Genomic DNA, 25,727 nt, shown 5'->3' with positions numbered 1-25,727 from the left:
ATCTACTTGTGTATAAGTTCAACCAAATAACTGTCATTAAAACCTTGTAGTCATTTCAGGAGTTAAAGTTACTCCTATAAATCCATCTGATGTGAGTTTTCCAAGTTCCACTCGGTAGTTGTAACTGCCTACAGTTGAAACAAAGCCAGTAGCACAACCTCCCAAAGTAAACAACGCGACTGTTCGTTTCTCACACTTACTAAAATCTGTCTTCCCATTAGTTAAAAGCTCCACCCCTCCACAAGTTGCTGCTCCAATAGCTGCTCCTAACCCACAGCCTAATGCTGAATAAGCAAAGGTTTCCAATGGTTTAGGATTAAGAGTTGCTGGAATGGAATGTTCGGCAATCTTTGCTACTGATGACGGATCTGCTCTGAAGACCTCTTGTAAACGAAGTGGAAAATCAAAGTAGTTATCATAACTAGTAGCAACATTAAAAGATTTTCCATCTTTCAATGCTGAACTCAATTTCTTGTAAAACTCATCACTATCTGAAAAAAGGAGGTTCTGCCCACTGTAGTCAGGATCGCCAGTAATATCTAAAGGCATAGAATTTAATGAGGAAGCTAGAACTGGCTTCCCCGCAATGCTTACAGTCAATAGAAAAGCAATTATCAAGAACAATGCAATCAACCGATTGAGCATAAATGGAGACATCTGGTAAACTCCAGGCACATTTTATGCTGTCAGGATTTTTTAGTCTAAATTCTTTAGAATCTTTTAGTGAAGTCCTAAGACGCGGCTGACTAAGAGTATCAAATAGAACATAAAAGCTCAAGACTTTCAGCTAACCGCTCTAGCATCTTGCTTTGTCTATGTCAACCTCAAGAGCCAGATGGAGATAGGAAATTTTTGTTCGTTATTAGAACATAACTGAAACCTTATGGACTTAGCGATCGCACTCTCTCAAGCTAATCACCCTCAGAAATATTTTGCTTGTAGTGCTGAATTGTCTTGTCAAGTTGCAGGAGTTGAGCAGATGTTAATTTTGGAACATTGCTAAGCATAACGGCAAATTCCCGATCGCTGATCCCCACTTCCTCAATCTCAGCCGCGACCGTAACCACTTCTTCCCTCTTCTCAATCCCTTGAAAACTCACCTTTCCATTCCCTAACTGAAGCGTGTGCCGAAACGGATAAGCATCGATATCAGCCGAATGCCACTTCCGGCACTGCTCCGGCATGACATCCGCTTTATCTCGCCCCACCGTATCCCGGTAATACCCGCACCAAAGCTCATGCGGCTGCAACCCATAATAATTTGGGTCGTTCCATCCACAAGTCAGGCAACTTATCGCTCCAATAGATTCAGTGCTGGCAGTGTCTTGAACAATCTCCGCAGGCAGTCCCAACGAATCCTGACGATCGATCCCCGCTGCCTGCCGCTCCAAAAATCGTTGGGTTGCGGCTTGTCCCTGCTTGTTCCACCAGTCATGCGCCGATCGCGGATTCTTCGCCGTTAACAACTGATGCGTATTCGGGATCAAGCACTCTAGCTCCAGGCGATACGGCTCTTGTCGGCTCGGACGATGTCGCACCTTCCAATGCGGAGCCATCAAAGTTTTGACCTCATTCAGCGAAGCCTCAAACGCTTCAGTCTGCCAAGTCTTAAACGATTTTTTTAGATCCCGGTAATTCTGAAAAGTATAGCTCCTTCCCGCCTGGTCAATCAACTGAAGCGGTGTGTCCTTGGCTGGCGGCAGGAGCGTTCCCCAAGCCTGCACCAACGCTTGATGCTCCTGAAAGCGATCGGGCTGATATTTCTCAATTAATTCTTTCCCTAAGGTATAGCTGATCGATTTTCCTTGCCGAATCAGCGCGATCGCTTCGGTTCGAGCCGCTTCTGGCACACTGGATGCCGCCAGCAAAATCAACGCACTCGAATCGATCTGTACCGATTGCGAACAGGCTTTCAGCACCTCGCCAAACACCTTAAACGCATTCAAATATCCATAGACTGCCGATTTTTCCAGTCCCGTTTCTTGCTTCGCCCACTCCAAAAACGCTTGATTTTGCCCGCGTGGAAACATCTCCTTCGCTTCCATCAGACAAGTCCCAATCCGATAAATGTCCTCAGCAAATTTGTGCAGTCGTCGTCGAATCTCGATCGCAAGCTCACTCAATCGCGATCTGTCCGCAGGTTCCAGCGGCAAGTTCAAAGGTTCTAATGCAACCTCATTAGAGGATGAATTCGGTAGAGGCAGTTTTTCAGTCACCTTTGATGACACGGGGGCAACTCCAGAACATTTGCAAAAGGCGTGTAAAATCGGGGAGACAGAAAATCGTCTAACGAAAGGGTTATTCCAAATCGCGAGTTCTGTAAGGAAGCCTTGCAAGTTAACTTACAAAGTCCGGTTTCAATCGTACCATAATGGGCGCATCGTTTAGAGTGGAAAGGAGATTTCGTGATACCTTGTAGAAAGGCTTGCTGGGGGCTAGGACAGTATGATCGAGTCAAAATCGGTAATTATTGATGCGCCTACCAAACGCGGCTGTTTAGTGCTGGGCAACTTACTGAAGCGCGATCGTGAGGCGCTGAACTGGTCGCAGGACGAGGTTGTGCTACAGATTTTTGCGACGGTGCGAGTGCGCGGTGAAGACGGGCAACTGTGTCCGTACCGAGTGACTCGTGCCACCATTTCTGACCTAGAACGTGGTCGAAACTTAGAACCGAAGACGACACTATTGGAAGCGATCGCGGCAGTCGGCTACGTCATGCACCCAAGCGGACGTGCTTTCACCGGACAAGAACTTCGTGCCATCACTCAAGAACGTCTTGATCCCCTCACTGGAACGCGAATCGAATCGTTTGATAATCTGTCTCATAGCTCAAAATTAAGTGTCGAGTGGGCAGAAGCAGCGACCTCAGCCGCGTAGAGACTGTTGCCAAATTTCCGGATATCGAACGCTAGACGGTTCCAATTCAACCCACGCAGTTTCTGGAAGCAATGGCTGGAGCGTCACCTGAAAGACATTTCCGGTCTGAAGCCGACGTAACGTTTTTAGAACGCTGATCGATCGATGACACAGCATCCCGATCGTTTTTCCATCAACCTTGGCGTACCAAAGCAGCTTGGACTTATTCTGCTCCGACGGTTGAGCCACAATCTCTAGCGAAATTAAAGATTCAGATTCTAGAAATTGTGCAGTCTGGGAGCGAATTCGTAAGGGAATTCCGTCGCTCGTCGTCGCGGCTGTGATCGAATTCGGTAAGAGATCAATTGTTGCGATCGCAGTTGTGCCCAGTGGCAACCGTGGCGATTGAGCCGTCAACCGTCCCAGCATTTCACCTTCTACTAGAACAACAGATTTCCCATAATCTGGGCTGTTCACGATACTGTTTTGGCTGATCGTAATTGGAACCGATTGCGATCTCCAGTCTCGCCCCAAATGCTTGTTCGTGAAATACTGTAGTCCAGTCACCTTTAACCGCTTGAATTGCAACGCTTTCAGCCGGCCTAGAATAGACTGCGGAAAGCGCAAGAAAATCAGTTTCGCCAATTCCAACTCTTCGGTCTGGAGTTGCATTGCTACATCAGAGCCTTTTCGACGATGAAACCATTGCCAAAACTGCGTGGCTATGATTAATGGCTCCGGAACAGCCCAGCATTGAGAGAGCATTTCTACCGCATTGTTTAACTCAGCCTGATACATCTTAGTTGCAGGAGTTGTCAGCAAAGTAGCACGAAGACCATACAAAGCTTTCGCCACTTCTATACAGTCAGAAAAATGTTTTGCCACCTCAGAAATCTCCGTAGGAGCCGACGGAAATAATTGACTAAATTGAACTAATGGACGTATTTGCAAAGGTGGAGCCGTTGCCCAAATCTGATTGGTTTGCTGAATCACAGTATCGATAGTTCCGCTACAAGAGTAAGTATTCTCACTTGGCATCGGACGATCCAAATAGATACCAGTTGGCAAATCATCCAACCAAGCAACAGGCCTATAACGACTCAAAGCACAACAGACTTCAATTTCAGCCTGATTCAAAGCAGCGTGTCCATTGATTGCAAACCGCAAGACCGAAGAGAGATAGCCAATCACAACTCTTAGAATCTGTTTCAACTGATCAAAAAACGGTTGTAGCAAAGCTGGCTGCGCGGTTACATCAAGAGAACTGAAGTCGATACAGAACGATCGTACCTGAGTTTGAAGGCGAACAATGGTAGGACTAAGTTGATCATCCCAATTTATCTGCTGAAAGGAATTGCAAGCCTCTTGAAAGTAAGCAAATCTCTGTTCTGGTGTTAGTCGCTGCATTTCCGTTAGCAGTGCGATCGCATGTTTTACCTGTCGGCGTAGCTGAACCATTAGCGTTGGCTGATAGCTTGAAATGAATTGCTCAAAAGTTGGCACAGATTCACTCTGCTCGATTGTAGGGTAACGGTTGTGAGGATATTGAAGATCAGTAACTTCAGCCGAAAAAGTCGGATAATCGACTGCTGAAAGGAAAGCTAACCGATCTCCTCCAAAATTGATTTGAAGGTCAGCAGCCGTATCTGGATGGAGATAGATACAGTTTTCTACACGATTTGGCAAATGATGATTTCGCAGTACCCAGGCATCATTCGAGTTGATAAATGGAAGCTTTAGAACAATCGTTTCTGCACCGTCCGGTAGTTCTGGAACTGAGACTTGATCGGGTTGAAGAGTTAGATCGGCTTGCGCGATCGCGCTTCGAGCCGTCAGCGTCTCACCTGTTGCGATCGCGCTCCACCAAGACTGTCCAAATTCAACCAATCGAGCCGCGATATACGGATGCTCCAGCATCTGAAGATAATGATCGAGGTCGGTTTGAAGAAAAAGATCGAACAATCCAGCTTCTTCAGGCGTAAGAGAAGGTAAGCACCAATCAGAATCCATTTGACGCTGGTTCAAATACTGCCGAGCCAGACGACGAGGATCATGCTGAAGTTGAGCAAGATTTTCTGCTTGTGCGCGAAGCTGTGGCAAGAATTCAGTTTCAAGGGTGTGGGGATAGTTCACTAGAACGGCTGTGCCGAGTGAAACCTCTTTCACTGTAGCAAATTCAAAAATCCCAAAGCCGATCGTCAAGCAGTAATCGCCGACTGCCAATGCCTCACCTCGGAAGCAGGAACGCGGCAACATCAGATCATAGGGAGCAATACTGGAAGTTGATGTCACTGTTGCAATCGCGAATTGCCCTTCCGCCTGATTATTTTGGGGCCTAATACCAAAACCAACCTGAAAAACAGGAGGAGCTAACCCTGCAAGATTTTGTGCTAGAGAATCACTAATTTTACCGTGACCTAATCCAATAAAAATATTATCACCAATCACAGTGCCATCTTCCACGACCTTCAATCGAACAGTCAGTTCTTGTACTGGAGTTCGACAAGAGCGGAATAGATGACTAGCAGCTAAAAAATCTGATGCTGTATTCAAGCGGAGTCGCTGCCGAATTGGCTCATTTGAATAGTAACCACGATCGCAATCAACGCATTGTAAATGCATAGACTGGAAAGGCGAGAGATCATACTCCACAGAGGAATCGAACCAACCGATCGCAAAATGCGCCTCTGGGAAAAGATATTCAGCAAGAGTGTTTTCAAGAGAAAAACAGTAAGGCAAAGGCTGTTTCAAGGCAACAACAAACTGCTCCAAAAGCAGAGTCATGGTTAAACGCGAGAAGAATTTAGATTGGCGAAAATCGAGGTTGTGACTTTCACCAAAGTTATAGCCAATTCCAAAAATATCTTCAACTTATGGTGAAAAGTAATTCTGTATATTTCACCAAAAATTAGAAAACTGCTTGAAAAATCCAATCAGTCACGATAGAACATAAACATTGAGCCAAATCTAATAATTAGGGTTCAGATCCTCCTTTAGGAAGGATGTTCGCCCTTCTAAGTTGAATAAGCTAAGAAGCAATCAGTTGTATTTCACTCTTGCACCCACTTTCACCCCTATACGCTAGGTTAAAAACCATTGGTTGACGACTCAGCGGTGCTCTGCGTCGGATACCCTAGCTCGATTGCAGTTTCTTTATCGAATTCAGCATCATTTTACCGTTAGAGTATTATTGAGGAACACATTAGGATGAGCGCTTCAGAACATTCAATCGATCGAAATTCTCATCACAGTAACGAGTCTGGTGCAGTAATTAATGGCACTGTATCATCGAATCATACAAGTAATAGATCGCAAGGAACTTCCATCGAGAGTGATCGTGTGGAAGCATCACTTAGTCAAGCAGTATCAACAGATTCCAATACATCTCGCTCACACAGGACCTCCAGCCCTCAAACCTCAGAGAGTGAGATATTCAATCACATTTCTCCCGACCAGTTAAAGGACACGAAAGCCGTTAATTCAAGTCGCATTCAAACAGAGGCGAACTTGAGCGATCGACTTGGAACCAATGGTGATTTGCTCGCTCCGGGTGGCGGAACGAATACCATCATCTCAAGCCAAGGCAATGACATCATTCTGGGCAACGCAGGCGGCTTCAACACCATTACCACAGGCGAAGGGAGCGATTTGCTCGTGCTAGGTCGAGAAACAACAAACCGAGTCTTCGATTTCAATCCTGAGCAAGACCAATTTGGAATTAATGATAGTTTGAGCAAAGACATTGTGATTGGACAAGGACAAAACCCAACTAAAGGCGGAATCGACCAACCTTTAGATAGCGAAAACAATACGGTCATTATTGATCGCTCAACTGATCACATTTTGGCATCGCTTACCTTTACAAACACTGGTGACATTAGCGATCGCAACTTTGTCCGTGTTGAGAACAGGGATCTGCAATCCCTACAGAACAGATCTACTACCAGCAAAGAAGCTTGACCGCAAAATTATTACCCTACTCAGGAGCAAAACTTATTATGGCAACTGGCTCAACCCACTCATTTGATCACCATTCGCAGCAAGAATCTGTCGGAGCCGCAATCTCAGTAACATCTGCCTCAAATGCTTCCTCAAATTTAGGCTCAACAGGCTCATCAATTCAAAACGACGATGTAAACCAAGCTCTGATTCAAGTCACTAGCACGGACTACGATCATAATCACGCCAAGCCTGCTGGCACAATCGACTTACAGCAAACTGACCATGAGGAGTTTCGGCAGCAGAACGGAACGGATCAGAGCGATCGCATTACAGGCAGCGACGGAAATGACTTCTTGATGGCGGGAAGCCAGTTGATTCAAGGAACCGCAAGCGGTAACGGACCCGGTGAATTTCCATTCGCAAATGACAGTCCAGCAACCACCTCTGTGAATTTTGAACTAAAAGATGGTCAGCTTAAAATTGACGGGGTTGCCAATAATCTGGATGGCGCTCCCCTGTTTTCTCAAGACGAAACCGTGATCGACCGAGCAGCAAAAATTCTGAATGGGTCAGACCCAGAGACATTAATCGAGGGATTTCTCAAAGTCCCGCAAGATAGTGAAGGCAATACTTTAACTGGAACTCATCTTCACTTCAGCCCAACCGAGGATTCACGCGGCAATTTTGCGGATGCAACAGTTATTCGGTACGTCGAGAATACGTCAACAGGTAATCGGTCTGCTCAATTAACAGGAGAATTTGACCTCAACCCAGAAGAGCAGGCTGCTTTTGCAGCTGGAAATCTCTATCTCAATCTGCACACGAATGTAGATGTTGATCAAGACGGTCGAGCCGGATTTCCAACTGGAGAAAATCGCGTCAATTTTAATCAAACCGTTGTCAAAGCCTAAACCTTAAAGCTTGAGCAATCTGAATCGTGCTGCCTTCTACCTACCATGATTGGCAAACTTTTAATTGGACGTTACTTGGTGCTTGAGCAGATCGGTGCTGGAAGTTTTAGCAAAACCTTTCTCACTCTCGATAAATATCTACCACAGTCACCGCTCTGTGTGGTCAAATCGCTCAATATTGATCCTGAGCAAGATTTGTCGATCGAGCAAATCCGTCCCTTATTTGAGCGAGAAGCCCAAATCCTGCAAAACCTTGGACAAAAAAGCGATCGCGTTCCACGTCTGTTAGCCTACGTCGAAGAAGACTCACAGCTATACCTCGTTGAAGAGTACATTAATGGAACTGCGATCGATCAAACATTGGTACAGAAACAAATTCTAACATCGAACGAAGTGGCTGCCATCATACATGAGGGTCTGGAAATTCTTCAGGTCATTCATGCACAAGGACTAATCTATCAAGATCTTAAACTGAATCATTTGATTCGCCGTCATCGGGATGGAAAACTAGTTCTAATTGATTTTGGAGCAGCGATTCATGTTGAAGATCTCGATCGCGAAAACATTACGTTTGGTACGCTCGAATACAGCCCGATCGAGCAGCAGAACGGCTATCCAACTTTTAGCAGTGACCTGTACGCTTTGGGCGTTTGCGCCATTCAACTTCTAACTGGAGTACCACCGGATCAGCTACAACTTCATCCTAAATTTGGAGCGTTGTCGTGGAAACCCGCTCTTAATGCCAACTCAGTTGATCCGAGTCTTGTCGCAATCCTCGATCGATTAGTAGCTCCAAGGGTTAGCGATCGCTACTCCAACACGCGCGAAGTTCTAGCCGCTTTGCAGTCGCTTCCTCTGACACCCAAACCAGCTTGGAGCGATCAAAATAGGATTTCGTGGGAAGCTCTCAAAAACAACATTCGCTATTCACAATTGTTGGATAAATGGCACAGGGCTGCACACCCTTCTTGGGGAGCTACTGCACTGCTAGCGATTGGAGCAATTGTTTTGGCAAAGCCGTGGCTCTCTACGCCGTCGATGAGCAGTGCGATGGCGGCTCAAATTGCCACGATTCGATCCAATACTCAGCCACTAACACTTCTATCAGAGCAAAACATGTCTGCACCAGCACAATATTTAGCGATGACGGCTAATCAAACAATTTTAGAGAGAGACAGCAATGAGTTGCTTCAACTGCGGGATATTCGCTCTGGAAAAAGTCTTCATTCTTTTCAACTTCCTAGCACAGTGACAACATTGATTTCAGATTCAAAAGGTCAGTGGTTGGTTGGGAAAGCTGATCAAAATCAGGTGTGGGTCTGGAATACTACAACTGGAAAATTAGTTCATCGCTTACAGTCTCGCCAGCCCATTTCAAATCTCATTCTGAGTTCAGATGAGCGAACTTTGATAGCTACCAGTCCTAATCAGATTCAGATGTGGAACCTTGCGATTGGGAAATTAACTCATGCGATCACCACTACCGACACAGAAGAAATCAGAACGCCCCTATTGCACACACCCGTAAATGAACTGGTTTGCGTGAATAGCCAGCAACATCTACAGGTGATTGATTCTCAAACGGGCGAAACGAAAAGAGTTCTAGCAGGACATACAGACACAATCCGCCAGGTATTGCTAAGCCCAGATCAGCGATTCTTGTATAGCGTGGGTCGAGATCGCATACTGATGTGGAACCTCACCACTGGAGAATTGATAAAAGCCTTTCCTTCTCAATCTGCCCAAGTTGAGATCGCTGCCGTTCACGAAAATCGTATGGTGACCCTCCACACCAACGGCGCATTGAGAATCTGGAATCGAGAGACAGGAACACTTCAGCGCACAATTAGTTCTCTCGACGGGCAAACGCTCCTGAGTCCCGACGGTCGATATGTATTAAATTACGCAAAGGATCAGCATCTAAGAGTTTTACAAATCGCTTTTGATTAATCATGTTTAGCCGCCTTTCAGAAAAAACGTTTCATCGTATCCGATGGGTGTTGACGATCGGATGGTTCCTATTGATCGCATCCTTAATCTACGATCCAATTACGGTGCAATGGACACAGCCTCAAGCGAATTCTTCAGGTCTTCCAAGTCCGTTTCGACTTGATCCAAACATTTACTTGAACCCCCAGAATTGCGTCAAAATTCGATCTAACTGCATCTCAGAACAACCGTTTGCGCTTGGGACGTTGATCTGGTGGTCGATGATTGTCCCCAGTGCTATTTTTATTTTGCTGGTTTTCGGGCACGAGTTCTGGCGGCGCATTTGTCCATTATCATTTATGTCCCAATTGCCGCGTGCTTTGGGGATTCAGCGAAAGCGTACAGTCATTGATCCAGTTACAGGTCATCCTCGTCAAGAGGTTGCCACGATCGAACAGAACTCATGGTTAGGGCGAAATCATCTCTACGTGCAGTTTGGATTGTTTGTTTTGGGATTAGCAGCTCGTTTGCTATGGGTGAATGGTGATCGCATTCTACTCGCAGGTTTCCTAATCGCCACGATCGCTTGCGCGATTTTCGTTGGCTATCTCTATAACGGTAAAAGTTGGTGTCATTACTTCTGCCCGATGAGTCCTGTCCAACTTGTCTACACAGGTCCACGATCGCTGCTCGGTTCTCAGGCACATCGCTTGCATCCTGGTACATTGACTCAGTCGATGTGCAGAACAGCCAATCCACAAACACAACAGGAGCAGGGCGCTTGCGTTGCGTGTAAGACCGCCTGTTTCGATATTGATGCCGAAAACGCCTACTGGCAAGAACTGAAAAAACCAGGGCGGCGGTTGGTGCAGTACGGGTATTTGGGCATGGTCATTGCTTTTTATCTGTATTTCTTTCTCTACAGCGGGAATTGGGACTATTACTTTACAGGGTCTTGGGCACACGAAGAGGACGTTCGGGGCAAAATTGCTGATGTAGGCTTTTACATCCTCGGTTCCGCAATTCCAATCCCTAAATGGATAGCAATATTTCTGACGTTTGCAGTTTTGATTGCTGCTTTTGTTGTCTTGGGATGTTGGCTAGAGAAGCAGTATCGTTCATATCAAGTGCGACGAGGACAGAAAGTTTCAGCAGAACAGGCACAGCATATTGTCTTCACTGCCTTTACGATAGTGTCATTTTGGGCATTCTTCTCGTGGGGAGCGCGTCCAACTTTAAATCGGCTTCCATCCATGCTTCTCCTTGGAATCAATGCTCTGATTGTTCTGGTCGGGACACTTTGGGCAGTTCGTACCTTTGGGCGATCTCAATCTCAGTACAAGCGCGAAAAAGTGTGTCTCAGCCTGCGTCAGCAATTAGAGCACGTCGAAATTCCAAATGAGATTTTGGCTGGACGATCGCTAGATGAACTGAGCGTTGACGAGATCTATACACTTGCCAAAACACTGCCAAACTGGTCACATGAATCCCGACTTAGAGCTTACGCAGACATTCTGGCTGATGTCATTACTCATCATAAAATCAATATCGCCGATAGCTTCAGCTTCCTAGATTCGCTGAGGCAAACCATGCAGCTATCTGATTCAGACCATTTCATTGCAATTCAATTTCTCGCTGAAAAGCGCTCTGGATTATTTACCTCTCATACTCAGAGTTTCGCCCAAGCAGGTGATCAAAACAGCATCCCGACCGTTTCCTTCTCACGACAAACGGCTAAAACAATTCCCTACCGACCAAAACCTCGTTAACTCCAGCAATCGCGTCTCATGATTAAGTTCCAATCGATCACCCTCAACCAGCAAGAACACGGGCAACATACGTTAGCTCAAAATGATCCCGACCAAACAGAATGGCTGATCGGCAGAGCAACCCTATGTGATTTAGTTCTTGTTAGTCCAGGAATTAGCCGTGTCCATGCCAAGATTAAATTTATAGATGGAGTTTACTATCTTGTGGATGCAGGCAGCTTAGACGGTTCGTTTGTAAATGGCAAAACGATATCTCAACCGCATCCGCTACAAGTTGGAGATCGCATTCAAATTGGTGAAACGTTCCTGTATGTTGAGGAAATGCTTTCCCAAACAACGATCGCACAGGCAAGCACTAAAGAAAATGCTGCAAGGTATTGGACGAATGAAGATATTACAGTCTTTTGTTTCCGAATTGTTGACGAAACACCTGATACCAAAACCTTTTGGTTTACGAGTAATCCTGCCGAACCAACGATACTGTTCTACTATCAGCCAGGACAGTTTGTAATGATAGCAGTTGAGATCGGCGGAAAACCTGTTTCTCGCCCCTACTCAATTTCTTCTAGTCCATCGCGCCCTTACGCGATAGCGCTCACGGTAAAGCGAGTTCCAGCCCAATCGCCCGATACGCCTCCAGGAACCGTTTCAAATTGGCTGCATGATCATTTGCGTGTCAGTGACTCGATCAAACTGCTTGGAGGGGCATCTGGGCAGTTTACGTTTCTTCCAAATCTGCCACCCAAACTCCTGCTAATTTCCGCAGGCAGTGGGATCACCCCCATGATGTCAATGGCTCGATGGCTCTACGACACTGCCTCGGATACAGATGTCGTGTTTTTGCATGCCGCTCGCACTTCCACAGACATTATTTTTCGCGATGAACTCGCATGGATAACAGCACAACTGCCAAATTTTCATTTGAGAGTAACAGTAACTCAGCAACCTCTCAAAAGTGCGTGGATGGGACTAGCTGGAAGGATTTCGCGATCGATGCTGGAACTTCCTGATTTATGCGATCGCACCGTCTTTGTCTGCGGCTCTGATGGATTTAGACAAAGCATTCGTGCTTTACTTGAGGAATTACAGTTTCCAATGCAGCAGTACCACGAAGAAAGCTTTGGGCAGCGAACGCCTGTTCAAGAGGTAATCGTTCCTGCACTAGAATCCGCTTCCTTGATGAATGGTAAACAGCCGTCATGCTCGGTTCAATTTACGCGATCGCAGCAAGAAGTAACAGCATCTCCCAATACATCAATTTTGGAAGTTGCTGAACAGGCAGGAGTGGCAACCATTCGGTATGCCTGCCGAGCAGGTGTATGCGGCGCGTGTAAGGTCAAAGTGCCAGCAGGGGAAGTGAAATATCAACACGCTCCGACCGCTCTCACCAGCGAGGAGCAAACGGCTGGATATGCGTTAGCTTGCATTGCTCATCCTGTGGGTCAAGTTACCGTCGAAGCCTAAACCGATTGAGCTTCAAATCGCGTCGGTTCATCTGGGTAGAGAAGTTGCACGACGCTAAAAACGTTGATATCGAGAATTAGATTCTCCATGGCTAAGGAATAGCAGCGATCGCGTGAGTCATATTCGCCGATCGCTTTAAGCTGCCGATGGGTCGTGTATCCCCAAAGCTGAAGCCACGAATCATCCGGTTCGACTTGCATTGCAAAATAATAATCTCCAGCGTGGTCTGTATCATCTACCCAAAATTGCGGTACTCGAATTTCGCTTCTATCAATGCTGAGATCAGGGATCAGAACAAGGCTCTTTTGACCTAGCTGAACTGAACTACCGTTAATGCGTGCCCAATCTTCAAATAGCAGTGCTGCTTGAGAATTGATTTCTGATCGAAGCCACGGAAGCACAGTTTGTAAGCTGATCTGATTTATGTAACTGTTCCACTGTGCCCACTGGGAGGAATGAGTTCGGTTACTCATCCAAGCTTGCTCTTGAAGATGAGATGAGATCGCAAATGAAGGCTGTTGAATTGAAAAGTTTGGAAGCATTTTTCGTTAGACCTATGGCGAAGCAACATAAATGAGCGAAAGTCACAGACGCGAACCTTTGATCATTCAAAGAAATGGACTGGTTAAATTTCCATGCCTACGTTACAAAATCATTAGCTGATAGTTGTGAATTATCAATTAGTGCTGCGAACTGATTCCCATTACCAAATCCAGCCTCCGCTCCATTTGAGTTATAATTTTCTCAACGTACCGATCTCATCGCATCAAATGCCTTAAGAATTGGTTCAGCGACGTAGCTAATTGGAGTGCGGGATTGGGTTTTCATGTTTGCTGTTAATGTCATTCCAGGCGCGATGGTAAAACGTCTCCCTTGGCGCTCTAGAAAGGGCTGATCGAGCCGAATTTCAACTGGGAAAACAGTTTGCCCATTACGCTGATTTGGATCAGCAGGGACAGCTTCGCTGCTAATTTTAGTGACGATTCCAGAGATTGAGCCGTGTTCAGTAAATGGATAAGCATCAAGCCGAACTTCAACAGGAATCTCGTTGCTTAAGCTTCCTACATCAGCATTAGCAACCTGTATCCGTGCGATCAATGCTTCGTTCGGAGTGACCTTCACTAGCGCCTGACCTGGCTGCGCGAAAAGTCCAGGGATTCTTGTTGCTAGATCAAACACAACACCGCTTGTTGGAGCTTTGACTTCTTGCGCTTGCAAATCAAGTTTGGCTTGTTTGAGTTGGGCATCAAGTTGGGTTAATTGGCTTTGATTAGTTTGCAGCGTGTTATCAATTTGGGCATCAAGTTGGCTTAGTTCAGCTTGAGTTGCCCGCGACTGATCCGCGATCGTTTTCTGCCCATCGATCTGAGTTTGCAGGCGATTTACATCGAGTAAGCGCCGCTGAACTTGATTCTGATTAAATTGATTCTGCAAGGCGTTTACCTCAGTTACTCGGCGCAGATACTCAGTTCGCGAAATTCCTCCAGATTGCCTTAGTGCCGTCAAATTAGAGAGTTGCTGTCGCTCTGCGCGTAGTCTTGCTTGATTCTCCACAAGCTGGGCATCTGCTCCGGTTGTCTGAGTTTCTAGCGCACTCACTTGAAGTTGACTTAGCGATCGGAGATCATTCAATCCCTGCACAAATAAAGTGTACTGCTGTAATTGTTCAGGAGTAAGATTTTGAGGCTTTCCGGTCAACTTCGCAATCAAGAGATTTCGGCGTTGCACCTGACTCAACAGCTCTTGTGGAATCTTTAGTTTAGGATCTGTCAGATTCACACTGCGTCCTTGTCGAGCTAGCCTGAGCAGAGAAACTTGTTTTGAAATCGGCTCGCGCTGCCGCATCAACGCTTCAAAACGGTTGAGAAGCTCAGTTTTATCAAGCTGCATCAAGGTCTGTCCCTGCTCTACAGTCTGTCCATTCTGCACTAACACTGCTGTTACGACTCCACCAGCGCGGGATTGAACGGACTGAGATGAGGACAACGGTTCAAGCTTGCCACGGGCGGTCACAACCACATCAATCCGAGCGAGAATCGACCAACCTAAAAGCCCTGCGCCTAACCCTAAAATAAGCAGCTGCGATCGCCGTACCCACACTTCAGCACGAGGCAAATCAAATTCGGGGCGATCAAGCTGCACATCCACTTGCTCTGCTGCCGCTTGTATCCGTTGACGCAGGGCGTGAGCAACTCGAAAGAATAAGCGAGGTTTTTGCGAAGTCATAGTTTCAACTAGATTCTTGAACTTGTCTTGTGTATAGGCAGTAATACAACTGGCGTTTTGCCATGAGTTCGACATGAGTGCCCTGCTCCATCAACACACCAGATTGAAGGTACAAGATTAAATCCGCGTGGCGTAAATTTGCGAGGCGATGCGTGATGAAGAAGACAGTTGTATTCCGAAATCGATTCATCAAATTCTCGACGACGCGCCGCTCTGTTTCATAATCGAGGGCGCTGGTTGCCTCGTCGAGAATAACCAGACGGGGATTGCTCAGAACCATTCGAGCGATCGTAATTCGCTGCCGTTGTCCACCTGATAAAGATGCGCCACGCTCCTCAACTCGCGCGCTGTAACCATCCGGCAGTTCCATAATAAAATCATGCGCTTCTGCCACCTTTGCAGCTTCAACAACAGCTCGATCGTCCGCATCCGAAAATAGAGTAATGTTGTCACGAATGGTTCCTTCAAATAAACCGGGTTCTTGCGGGACAGTTCCAATCTGCCGACGTAGCGAGGCAAGACTGATTTTACTAATGTCGATTCCATCAATGTAAATCAAGCCTTGAGTCGGAGAATACAGACGTGTCAAGAGCTTAACCAAAGTACTTTTACCTGAGCCACTCTGACCAACAATGCCGACAAACGCCCCTGGCGCAACATCAAAGTTAATATTGACTAATTGCTGTTGCTGACTATTAAATCCAAACCCTATCGTTTGATACTGCACCCGTCCAATGATCTCAGGAAGTGCAACTCTTTCAGCATCTTCAGGCGAAAATTCCGCCGCTGTATTTTTGATATCTGACAGTAGCTCGATCGATAAATTTGCTTCTTGCACTCGCTGTCCCAAATGCGACAGTCGAATGAGGGGACTCGTCACATATCCACTGATAATCCGAAAAGCAATCAGCCCACCTAACGTCAATTCACCATTCAAAACCAGGCTACCGCCAATCCACAAGACCACTAAACTACTAAGATTATTGATGAACGCACTCATCGCTTGAAATACAGATCCTGCGATCGTCGTCCGAAGACTGCTGCCCAAATATTGCAGATAGCGATCGCGCCAATGTGCTTGCGCTAAAGACTCGATATACTGTGCTTTCACGGTAAAAATACTATTTAGCACCTCAATCAAATAAGACTGCATTCGAGCGTGCTGATCTGATCTCTTCCGAATCAACCTATCGAGAATCGGAGATGCAAATAATGTAAGTAGCGCAATCAACGGCACAAACCCCAACACACAGAGCGTGAGAAAAGGGCTATAGAGCCACATCACTCCCACATACAGTAGCGAAAAGATAACATCCAAGGCAACGGTAATCGAAGTGCCTGTAAGAAACTGCCGAATCGTTTCCAGTTCTGAAATTCTCACTGCCAGTTCTCCCACAGGACGCTTCTGAAAGAAGGGGAGCGGCAAATTGAGCAGATGTCGGACAATTTCAGTTCCGACAACCAAATCAACTCGGTTGGTGGTGCTATTGAGTAAGTACGTCCGCAAAACAGTCAAGACGGATTCTGCTGCTGTCACCACCACTAGCAACCCACCGAAGACAGGTAATGCTCTGGGATTAGAATTAATGATGACTTTATCGATAATCTGCTGAGTCATCAGAGGATTCGCAAGTCCCAAAAGCTGCACTACCATTGAGGCAAATAAAACTTGCAGCAGAATGCCTTGGTGCGGCTTGAAGTATGGCAAAAACCAGCGCCACCCGAACTGCTGCATTGGGCTATCTGCATGACGACGAGCAATCAGCGCATAACTGAGTTGAATACCAGAGCTATTTTCTGCGATCGCAAGTTGCTCAGTCACCTGCTCCGGCTCTAAATGCAGTAAGCCGTCAATAGGAGAAGCGATCGTAACCGATGTAGAAGTCGCCTCATACAGAACGCACGGAATTCCATTCAGAACAAGTAACGCTGGCATTTGCAGCCGGAGTAGCCCCTTAGCAGTTGGAGAGAATCGAGTGACCTGAGCTTGCAGTCCAAATGCTTCTGCTATCCGAACATAGCGCAGCATCCGCTGATCACTGAGCTTTTCTAGCCGAGTATACCAACACCTGAGAATGTCTGGACGGTAAGGAATTTGCAGAGATTCGCACAAATTCCAGAACGTCATAACCCAATATTCGGAAAGCTTTGAGGACTGCGATCGATGAGCAGGATAAGATTTACGCTCTAACAGGAGTGGTGTCGGTAACGATTGAGAAGGAGTTAGAAGCCGCTCTAGTCGGTCAATGACGGTTGAAGTAGATGTGTGACTTAGGGGATCTGCCTCTAATATCGAGTTGAGAAAAGCACGATCGATGCCAATCAAGCGAGTAGGAGACAGATTCGTGTAGATCGCTGAGAAATCTTCAGTTGTTTGAATTAAAGTACCAATCGGCTGCAAATTACCACTACTCACGAACCATACATAGCCCGATGACAGGGTTTCAAGCATTTGAGGTTGATAGGTAATTGCAAAATTCTGCTCAATGATTGTCTGAATAACGCGGCTCAAGTCAGGTCGATTGACTTGAACTGGCAACGCTGCAAAGAAACGAGATAGAACATCATAAAGCTCGATCGCACTAACACACTCGTTCACTACGGGCATTAATTCCGCGCTCAGTAATTGCTCAAATTCATCCGCAGAAAGCGATAGGGTTAGCGTTTCATCCAGCCCTGCCGATCGCACTGATCCAACCCTGACGCGCCGCAAGAGTCCTTCCCATCCAAACGTTTGCCCAGTTTCTAATCGAGCGATCGTAACTTGCTGTGGCTGAGTTGAACTAACGATACGAATTTGCCCTTGGACAACGCAATGAACTGCGATCGGAAGCTCACCTTCGGCAAAAATGACCTGTCCTGGCTGAAAGTCATTGAGCGTAAGTTTTGAGGCGATGTGCCGACAAGCTTCAGGAGAGAGTCGATTAAATGGAAAGGAACTGAAAAAGATGGGTAGGAACGATCGCACTTCTAGATTAGTCATACGATCGCCTCCGCAGGTGTTTGATTAGCGTTGAGCTGAAGTTGTCCAGGTTCAGCAATGCTAGAGTGGAGTGTAGAGCGCAGCCACCGATTGAATCGCTGATTGCGGAGGTCAACGCGAACCCATTCCGTCAATCGCGCCGCGAAAAACTGCTCAATCCGAATGATCCAAGCTTGATCCTCAAGTACGATAGGTCCATAAATTTGTCCAACTTGTCCTTGGTAAACGATTTGAGCAACAGGCATCGGCAAGTTAGACAGACGCACTAATCCAATCCATCCTTGCGAATCGCGTTCTGTCCCCTCTGAGTACTGGGTAGCAAGCGATTCAAACGATACCTGATCATCCCGAAGCTGAAATAGCAATTCTTCGGCAAGCTGGTGATTTGAGGTGCGAATCAGGGACAACACAACCTGATCAAACTCTGACTTCCGTTGCAGAAACTCGGCATTGATTTGGCGATCGAACTGTGTTTGCTTCAGCTTCTGAATTCGTAGCTGTCGAACTGCTTTTTCCAGATCTGCTTGCGTTAGCTGCCGTTGACTTGCCCAGTCTCTCAGAAACACCTGGAAATCGTCGGGCGCAATTGCACGATCGCGCCCTGTCAAATGCTCAAACACTTCGCCTTCGCTAATCGAAACTGAGGTGAGTATTGAGTCCAGCAAGATTTGCTCTAGAAGCGATTCTAGAAGTTGATGACGAATCAAAGCTGCTACCACTTGTTCGCCAGTCAGCTTTAAAGTTCCAAACGTTAAACAGACTGTCATTTTAGTTGAGTTGCAATAATCATTTCAAATCAAAGCTGGCTGAACTCGAACGATCGCGAATTCAACTCAGTTAGGGGTTTAGACTAGCTTCCGCACCGTTAGCAATACGCAATCGCGTATATCCTTCAGTAAGTGGAGTCAAAGATACGGTTTCGGTGTTGCGATTTGAATCAATCAGGCTAATGCAGCGATCGCTGCTTCGATTACATAAGGGTTATCACGCTCTGAAATACGATACCTATCCCCATAGAGAGATTTCAAAGCAACAGAATGAGCTGATGGAGACTCTATCGATCGGAAGAAGACATCGCAAATTGAGCGCGATAGTATTTCAGCGTTTGCATTTTAAACACACGAACATCTTTCTGCACAGGTTCGTCCACCAAGCTACACCTCCAGCAAGTACTAGACGTTGAAGTACTCGCTTTGTCAAAATTAAACGTTTTTAGGGGACTGACTGCTATGAGTCGTTGGGTCTTGGGCGGCGGACTATCTATGTCTGTCGTGTCACTTGCTTTGTATGCGATGACAGTAGGGATTCCAGTTCAGAAGAGTGGAATCCCAAACGAGATGGAAACTATCTATGCCAATATGTTGCAGCAGGCAGAATCTTTGGCGAGTCGAGATCGCTTTGCTCAAGCTCTCCAGAAGGTTCAAGGCATTCCTCGGAACAGCCGCCATTTTTTTCAAGCCCAGCAATTTCAGGAAAGCTGGTCGAAAGAAGTTTTACAACAAGCTTTAGAACAATACCGCCAAGGCAGCCTTGATCAAGCCTTAGTTTCGCTCAAACCTATTCCATCTAGCGCAAGCATCACTTCACAAGTCAAAGCATTTCGTACCGCTTGGACGCAGGAAGCCAGATTTTTGAATCAAGCTCTCTCTGCGGCTGCTAATCGGGACTGGTCAAATACACTGCGATCGCTCGAATCTCTGCGCGGAACTGGAACCTATACCACACCACGAGTCCAAACACTGCTCGAACAAGCGATCGCAAATGCTTTTGATCCCTCAGCGACAACTATTCGCCTCGCGACTACGCCAGTCATTCAATCTGTTCCATTTACGCTATCCATTCCCCCGCTGACGCAATTTACACCGCCCAAGTTAACGCCACTAGCAGTCAATACTGAAAAAGCAATCGCGCAATCTGAACCTCACACAGCAGCAACAACTGTTGCGACAAACTCATCTGCTGCACCCAATCGAACGGCTCCTGTTCCAGTTACTCCCCTTCTTCCTGTTCCTTCTCCTCCGCCAGCCCCTTCGACAGTTGCCCGTTCTGAAGCAACTCAAACGCCAGTAGCGATACCTCAAGCGATCACAACTTCGCCCCAAACTCAGTCATCCTCTACTGCATTAACGCCACCACCCACAGTGAGTGGAGAGCGTACCTCTGGAGAAATCGCTCAAAGCGAACTGCTACAGAGAGAGCAAACGGCAACACCTCAGGCACTTCAGCCATCACGCGAACTCACAGTTCCTTCTCAGTCGCCAGCACAGCCACAAGGAGAACCCTCTCAAGCGGAACGCAACGAAGTTCAATCTCCTCAGCAAACCCTCCAGACAGAAACAGCTTCTCCTCAGCCTCCATCTGTACCACGATCACCAATAGAGATCAAAAATCAAGCTCCTCAGATTGAAACGCCTCCTCCTGAACCTCTGAATGCAGATTTAGTTGCTGAATTCTCTTCAGCAGAGAGAATATTGATGCTCAAGCCTCTAGATACCCAAACGCTGCAAAAAGTAACGGATGTTGTGCAAGCTAATGCAGGCACACCTAAATCTTCTCAGCCAGTAGAGAGCAATGCTGCTGTTTCGACAAGATGATTTAATGCGATCGCGCTATCCACTGCAAGGATCGCACCATTCAGTTTCAATTCAAGAGTTAAACTTGTGAGCGAGTGCCTTCAATTCCGCTATATTCAGCTATTTCTGGTCGTTCTAGCTTGTTTTGGAGTGATCAACCGGGCAACTATCAGAGCAGAGGCTCGTCCGGACAGCAGGGCGAGGAACCAAGCCATTTCTTATCCCAATCCTGCTGTCCGCTCCAGGCCAACAGTTCAACCGATTCAATACGGCAGTGTGATTCCTGGAGTATTAGCACCAGGCGGATTTCAATTTCGAGGAAGATTCTTTGATGCCTACCGCTTTCGAGGGCTTCAAGGCGATTACATTCGCGTAAGTGTTGTTGGATCAACAGATTCTCGCTCCAGGAACTCACTCAAGCTCAAACCTGCTTTTGTACTGCTGGATATGAATAACAATGTGATTGGTGAAGGGAAGCAATATATAGAAGCCATTAATCTTCGGCTTCAAACTAAGCTGTCAGCGACTGGAATTTATACGATCGTGGTTACAAGCAGTCAGCCGGGAGACATTGGACGCTACAGTTTGGCACTTCAGCGAACCTACAAAACAATCTATCAAGCAGAACCGCATCAGTCGCGGCAAAATAAATTTTGGTGAAGCTTTTTTATACTCTTTTCACCAAAGTATACATCTATGGCTGAAGCCGTTATCCTATACTCTGGAAATGTTGGTGTTTGTGTTGATACCTAGCTCTTCCAATCACCAAACCCTCAGCCAGGGCTAATGTGCTGATTGGAGAATCGCATTATGAGCGCAAAAGACTTATTCCATGATGCGGTTAAGCAAGCTCTTATTCGCGATGGGTGGACAATTACAGACGATCCCTTAGTCGTGCGTTATGGTCTAACAAACCTCAAAGTGGATTTGGCGCAGAACGAATAATTGCAGCACAGCGAGACGCTGAGAAAATTGCAGTGGAAATTAAAAGCTTTCTTGATCCGAGTGCTGTCAATGATTTTCATGCGGCGGTCGGGCAGTATCTCCACTACCAACTTGCTTTCAACTACAATCGGTGGAACCGGAAGCTTTTTCTGGCTGTTCCGAAGGAACTTTACGATACTCAGTTTGAGAAACCCCTTTTCCAGGACAGTATTCGGACGTATGGAATTAGGATTTTAGTGTACAGCACCGAAAACCAAGAGATTGTCACATGGATCGAGTAGAGCAGTACCGAAACATTGTTAAACAAGTTCTTCAGCGCTATTACGATCTGTATCAGCGAATGCAAGATGCAGAGACAGCACTGTTATGTGATCCTGCAGCTGATCAATATCAGGTGATTCAGACTGGGTGGGATGCTCAACAGCGAAGAATTTACACAACACTGCACCTTTCGTTGAAAAACGGAAAAATTTACATTCATAGCGACCCAACGGAAGAGGGAATCGCAAACGTTCTGATTGAGGAAGGTATTCCTAAAGCGGATATCATCTTAGAGTACCAAGCTCCAACCCTGAGAAAGTATTCGGGGTTTGCTCAGGCTTAGGAGACAAAGCACGACGCTCATAAGAAATGCGATCGCAAAAAAAACTACCCGCTAGACATTCTCTCGTTTCTCAGGAAATCGAGTTCAGGTGGTTTTGAAACCAGTAGTAAGGCAAAAAGAGCCTTAATCTGGGTAGGAGAGGGAAGGTGTCGCCATATTTCTACCCATTTCGCGGGTTCGCTCCAACTTAGGAAGACTTCGTGAAGCGTCTCCAAAATTTGAATTGGCGTTTGGCTGTCAGCTAATGCCTGGTCTGCCACTGGAATCAGCATCTCTATCGGAGCGATTTCCTCTGAGGAAGCTTCATGATGAGTGCGATCGATCGGATCTAATAGCGTTTGTAATAATTTTCGGAATTGCCGACTGATGTAACCTTGGCTCACCCCAACTCTTTGAGCGATCGCGTCTTGAGTTGGTTTCTGATCAGTCAATTGCAGGTATTCAACCGCCTGCTTAATTGCCGCAGTCAGCCGTTCTGTTCTAGTTGCAGCTTCTAGCGTGACTTCTGAAGCTTTAAGGGGTTCAGCCGCTAAATCAATTGGAAAATCCGTGATCAGAATGACTTGCAACTGTTCGGTAGGTCGTCGCTGCGATCGCAGTCGTCCAATTTCCTGAATCAGTTCAGCTTGAATCGTTTGGTACAGCCAAGCCTGAAATTCGGGGGTCGCCTCGGTCGCAATGTCACCTATCGAAACCGAATACTCTGCCAGCATCTCTGTCAAATTAGGACAAGGTGCACCCACAATAATCAGAGTTTTAGTTTGCAAGAAAGTATTCACCCCACGGCTATCTCGCCAATGTGCGCCATCCGCATCGAATTTTTTGAAGTCAATGACTTTTGTAGTGGGATCAATCGATCGGTAGTGATCCACCAATGCAGCTAAACGCCGCTCCTGCTGTTTGCCGCGCTGCATTCCCATTCGCCCTAAATCTGTGATGTGAAATAATTTCAAATTATTGGAAACTTTAGTTTGCTCACGACACACAAAAATTTGATCTATCGAGCAGTTCAGCTTTTGAGCAAGTTCCTCTGGAGTTAGTGTGGCATCAAGAAACACCGTTGCTTTGGCAGCCGCCACGATCGAGCGATGGCGAGGATCAGGAAGGGTCATCGTGAGCGACTGACGATGGAAGGAAAGATAGCCGCCAGGAATTTTGCCTTGTAGAATCAGCACGAAGTCTGAAAACCACTGTTTTAGAACTTGCTGTTGAGCTTGTTCGGCTTTGGTGTAATCGCTCTCAAGAAACTGCTTGCGTAAGTTTCTGGGCAAATCTTGTAGGTCAGCACCATACTGAGCCGTTGTGTTGAGAAAACTTAGCGTAGGCTGAAGGGCTTGCTCCAGCAGCATCGGAGCGAGGGTTGGCAATTGTGGAAATTTGGAAATGACCTCATCATGCGTCAAACCGAATTTGCGATCGGATGCTCCAGAAAACAAATCTAGAAGCGCAATAAGAAGCGGAGATAAGACTTCCAAAAGTTGAGGACAATGTTTCAGCAAGTGTGCGAGTAGAGCTTCAACATCGCTAATTGTGACCTGAATTTTCTGTGAAACCTTAAAGTTATGTCCAGGTTCATCCCAGGCTAGTAAAACGGTAGTGTAGTCGTAGTCGATCGCAGGTGCAAGACTATCGGGGTGAGATCGCACTTTTGGCGAGGATAGAGCAATCCGGCGCTGGTTGAGAAATCCATAGCCATTGCCTTGAGCGTGAGTACAGCTTTCTTTTAATGGGCAAGTGCCGCAAATTAAAGCAGCTGTATCTGCACCATGAACATTCTTCGATCTCAGCACATTAATCAATTGATTACGGTTACAGTTAGGCGCGACTGTATAAGCTGCTCCGGCGGAAGCGCGTTGCAGCCTTTCACTTCCATCTGGCTGAGTTTTCGTCACAAGTCCGCCATGCCGCGCCTCTAAGTCAATCCAGCCATTCTGAAGCTGAAGTGTTTCGGTTGTGGGATTGCGGTGGTCATTTGATAAGTAGAAAAGCTGCCGTACTCCAAACTCTTCAGGAGAAAGTTGTCCAGTGGTGTAAGACTTCCCGCTTCCTGTTCCACTTTGATCCAGAATATACCGATACCCTTGATGAACTGCTTGCTGCCAAACTTGTTTGCGATCGCACGACTCATATTCCACGATCGCAGTCGCTTGCAGTGCAGGAGTGGGTTGAAACCCACGAGCAGGCTTTGGTTTCGGAGTGAGGCGACGAAGCAGATGTTTGAGTTCTTGAATTAGGAGATTTTCTTGTTCAGCCGCGATCGCTTCAAAGGCTTCAACACTGATCAATTGAGCCTTATTAAAGCCTACGGAGTCAAGTTCGTCAATATCACAAGCTGCTTTCGTGACTTGTCCCCACCAGCGAATTTGAACGGTATAGCCCCAACCCTGAAGGAGTTCCCAGGTTAAGCGATATTCACGCAGCACATCACGATTCTGAACCGCGCCTGCATCCGCGTTCAAAACAACTACTTGAGTATTAAGTTCAACCGCAGTTTGATCAAGAAACTGCTTGAATAACTGTGGACTTCTTGCCCACTGCCCCCCGGCGGCTCCAATAAATAACAAGCCAAACCGTTGTGCAGCAATTAAGGGTTTAAGAAAGCCTTCGGCTAAGTTAATTTCAGAACTTTGGACAGTTTCTTTCGATCGGTAAACTCCGATCGGTACTTCTCCATTGGGCAGGTTGATGCCTACACCCCCGATTTTCTCAGAACTGACCCAGAAATATTTGCCGTTGTCGGGTTTGATCTGTGCGCCGAGGATTCTGCCGTTGATATCAGGAATCGCGATCGCAATCCCTCGATATCGGCGCAAGTGCCCACAAGAAGTCACACCCGGTAACTCAGCAGTGATCCCAGGAATCTGAGCGTCAGCAGCCCAAGTCCATAAAAGTCCTTGCTGATGTACCCATTCAATTTGCTCCGGCGCTAAACCGCGCTTGCCCAAAGCTTGCTGATGCCGAGTTGATAAATATCCAGAACTTTGACAAATTCTGCGGAACTGTCGATCTCGCTCTTCAATGCTCAGGGTTTGCTTAAGTTGCGATCGCTCAACTCGTCGCGGTTCACGCTGGAACGTTGCAGAATTTTCCGAATCTTCGACCCACATCGAAAATCCGATCGCGTCTTCTCCAATAAATCGGAACCCCATCGGAGTCGCGTTGAGATCTCGACAGTGAATAATGTGCGTTGCTGTATTCTCACGACAGTCTTTGCGATCGCCCTGACAGATGGGGCAATCGCCTTTGAGAGAACGAAAAGATCGGCTCATAGCATCTGCCCTCCTGTGAGGATCCGAGACCAAAGCGCGATTGAGAGGACGGCGAGCGATTGAATGCGCGCTGCTTGGCAGATACCGCAAGGGTCGCTCACGCAAAACTCGCCCTGTCGATCGACAGGGATCAATAAATTAAATTGCATTATTTGCCTCTACTTCGTAGGCGCGAAGTAGGGAGCGTGGCAGTGGCAACTTGCCCGCAAACTTGATACGATGATCGTCAAATGGCGGAATTAGGCGTTCCGTCATC

General features: G+C 46.7%; 17 protein-coding genes and 1 pseudogene. 10 read left to right on the top strand and 8 right to left on the bottom strand.

All coding sequences use genetic code 11. The annotated features are described in order from the left end of the window. Positions 1-36 precede the first annotated feature (36 nt). Positions 37-657 carry a hypothetical protein gene (locus tag LEPBO_RS0133055; protein WP_026149101.1) on the bottom strand — a complete coding sequence of 207 codons (621 nt, stop codon included), beginning with the start codon at positions 655-657 and terminating at the stop codon, positions 37-39. A 254-nt stretch (positions 658-911) separates the two neighbouring features. After that, positions 912-2,228: a hypothetical protein gene (locus LEPBO_RS0133050; protein ID WP_144056435.1), complete on the bottom strand. Its 1,317-nt coding sequence runs from the start codon at positions 2,226-2,228 to the stop codon at positions 912-914. Positions 2,229-2,445: 217 nt separating this feature from the next. Between LEPBO_RS0133050 and LEPBO_RS0133045 the strand changes: the two genes are divergently transcribed. Further along, positions 2,446-2,877 carry a helix-turn-helix domain-containing protein gene (locus LEPBO_RS0133045; RefSeq protein ID WP_017291882.1) on the top strand — a complete coding sequence of 144 codons (432 nt, stop codon included), beginning with the start codon at positions 2,446-2,448 and terminating at the stop codon, positions 2,875-2,877. Here the strand turns inward: LEPBO_RS0133045 and LEPBO_RS0133040 are convergent. Beyond that, positions 2,866-5,640, bottom strand: a complete 2,775-nt coding sequence (locus LEPBO_RS0133040; RefSeq protein WP_017291881.1) for a hypothetical protein — start codon at positions 5,638-5,640, stop codon at positions 2,866-2,868. The two genes, LEPBO_RS0133045 and LEPBO_RS0133040, sit on opposite strands and share 12 nt — an antisense overlap. A gap of 723 nt (positions 5,641-6,363) precedes the next feature. Between LEPBO_RS0133040 and LEPBO_RS42680 the strand changes: the two genes are divergently transcribed. The 5 genes from LEPBO_RS42680 to LEPBO_RS0133010 are packed head-to-tail and all read left to right on the top strand — an operon-like array spanning position 6,364 to position 12,871. Next, positions 6,364-6,816 carry a hypothetical protein gene (locus LEPBO_RS42680; RefSeq protein ID WP_144056434.1) on the top strand — a complete coding sequence of 151 codons (453 nt, stop codon included), beginning with the start codon at positions 6,364-6,366 and terminating at the stop codon, positions 6,814-6,816. A 38-nt stretch (positions 6,817-6,854) separates the two neighbouring features. Beyond that, a complete protein-coding gene (locus LEPBO_RS0133025) occupies positions 6,855-7,709 on the top strand; it encodes a CHRD domain-containing protein (protein ID WP_017291879.1) in 855 nt (284 codons plus the stop codon). 45 nt (positions 7,710-7,754) lie between these two features. After that, entirely contained in the window at positions 7,755-9,659 is a 1,905-nt protein-coding gene (locus LEPBO_RS40600) for a serine/threonine-protein kinase (RefSeq protein ID WP_017291878.1), read from the top strand. 2 nt (positions 9,660-9,661) lie between these two features. Beyond that, positions 9,662-11,407, top strand: coding sequence for a hypothetical protein (locus LEPBO_RS0133015; protein WP_017291877.1), 1,746 nt, complete (start codon positions 9,662-9,664; stop codon positions 11,405-11,407). A gap of 18 nt (positions 11,408-11,425) precedes the next feature. Next, on the top strand, positions 11,426-12,871 hold the full coding sequence (locus tag LEPBO_RS0133010; protein WP_017291876.1) for an FHA domain-containing protein: 1,446 nt from the start codon (positions 11,426-11,428) through the stop codon (positions 12,869-12,871). On the opposite strand, the gene LEPBO_RS39190 is transcribed toward LEPBO_RS0133010, so the two are convergent. From LEPBO_RS39190 to LEPBO_RS0132990, 4 genes are all read right to left on the bottom strand, one after another. After that, positions 12,868-13,413, bottom strand: coding sequence for a DUF1822 family protein (locus LEPBO_RS39190; protein ID WP_017291875.1), 546 nt, complete (start codon positions 13,411-13,413; stop codon positions 12,868-12,870). The two genes, LEPBO_RS0133010 and LEPBO_RS39190, sit on opposite strands and share 4 nt — an antisense overlap. A gap of 202 nt (positions 13,414-13,615) precedes the next feature. Next, positions 13,616-15,097 carry an HlyD family type I secretion periplasmic adaptor subunit gene (locus LEPBO_RS0133000; RefSeq protein WP_017291874.1) on the bottom strand — a complete coding sequence of 494 codons (1,482 nt, stop codon included), beginning with the start codon at positions 15,095-15,097 and terminating at the stop codon, positions 13,616-13,618. A gap of 4 nt (positions 15,098-15,101) precedes the next feature. Next, positions 15,102-18,080, bottom strand: a complete 2,979-nt coding sequence (locus LEPBO_RS0132995; protein ID WP_017291873.1) for a peptidase domain-containing ABC transporter — start codon at positions 18,078-18,080, stop codon at positions 15,102-15,104. Beyond that, positions 18,077-18,847 (bottom strand): peptidylprolyl isomerase, encoded by a 771-nt coding sequence (locus tag LEPBO_RS0132990; protein ID WP_017291872.1) that lies wholly within the window; start codon positions 18,845-18,847, stop codon positions 18,077-18,079. Before LEPBO_RS0132990 ends, LEPBO_RS0132995 begins: the two co-directional genes overlap by 4 nt. Positions 18,848-19,309: 462 nt before the next feature. On the opposite strand from LEPBO_RS0132990, the gene LEPBO_RS0132980 reads away from it, so the two are divergent. The 4 genes and pseudogenes from LEPBO_RS0132980 to LEPBO_RS0132960 all read left to right on the top strand — a co-directional run bounded on the left by LEPBO_RS0132980 (position 19,310) and on the right by LEPBO_RS0132960 (position 22,202). After that, positions 19,310-20,674: a hypothetical protein gene (locus LEPBO_RS0132980; RefSeq protein ID WP_017291871.1), complete on the top strand. Its 1,365-nt coding sequence runs from the start codon at positions 19,310-19,312 to the stop codon at positions 20,672-20,674. Between the two features lie 66 nt (positions 20,675-20,740). Next, positions 20,741-21,313: a hypothetical protein gene (locus LEPBO_RS0132970; RefSeq protein ID WP_017291869.1), complete on the top strand. Its 573-nt coding sequence runs from the start codon at positions 20,741-20,743 to the stop codon at positions 21,311-21,313. 150 nt (positions 21,314-21,463) lie between these two features. Then, positions 21,464-21,879 (top strand): annotated as a pseudogene (locus LEPBO_RS45515) (element excision factor XisH family protein). Further along, entirely contained in the window at positions 21,867-22,202 is a 336-nt protein-coding gene (locus LEPBO_RS0132960; protein WP_017291868.1) for a XisI protein, read from the top strand. Before LEPBO_RS45515 ends, LEPBO_RS0132960 begins: the two are co-directional and overlap by 13 nt. A 44-nt stretch (positions 22,203-22,246) precedes the next feature. Here LEPBO_RS0132960 and LEPBO_RS0132955 read toward each other — a convergent pair whose 3' ends face one another. Then, positions 22,247-25,471, bottom strand: coding sequence for a hypothetical protein (locus tag LEPBO_RS0132955; RefSeq protein ID WP_017291867.1), 3,225 nt, complete (start codon positions 25,469-25,471; stop codon positions 22,247-22,249). Positions 25,472-25,727 lie beyond the last annotated feature (256 nt).

The sequence above is a fragment of the Leptolyngbya boryana PCC 6306 genome (assembly GCF_000353285.1).
Classification (GTDB): Bacteria; Cyanobacteriota; Cyanobacteriia; order Leptolyngbyales; family Leptolyngbyaceae; genus Leptolyngbya; species Leptolyngbya boryana.
Note: the sequence above shows the minus strand (reverse complement) of the source record. Positions and strands in the feature narration are given on the sequence as shown.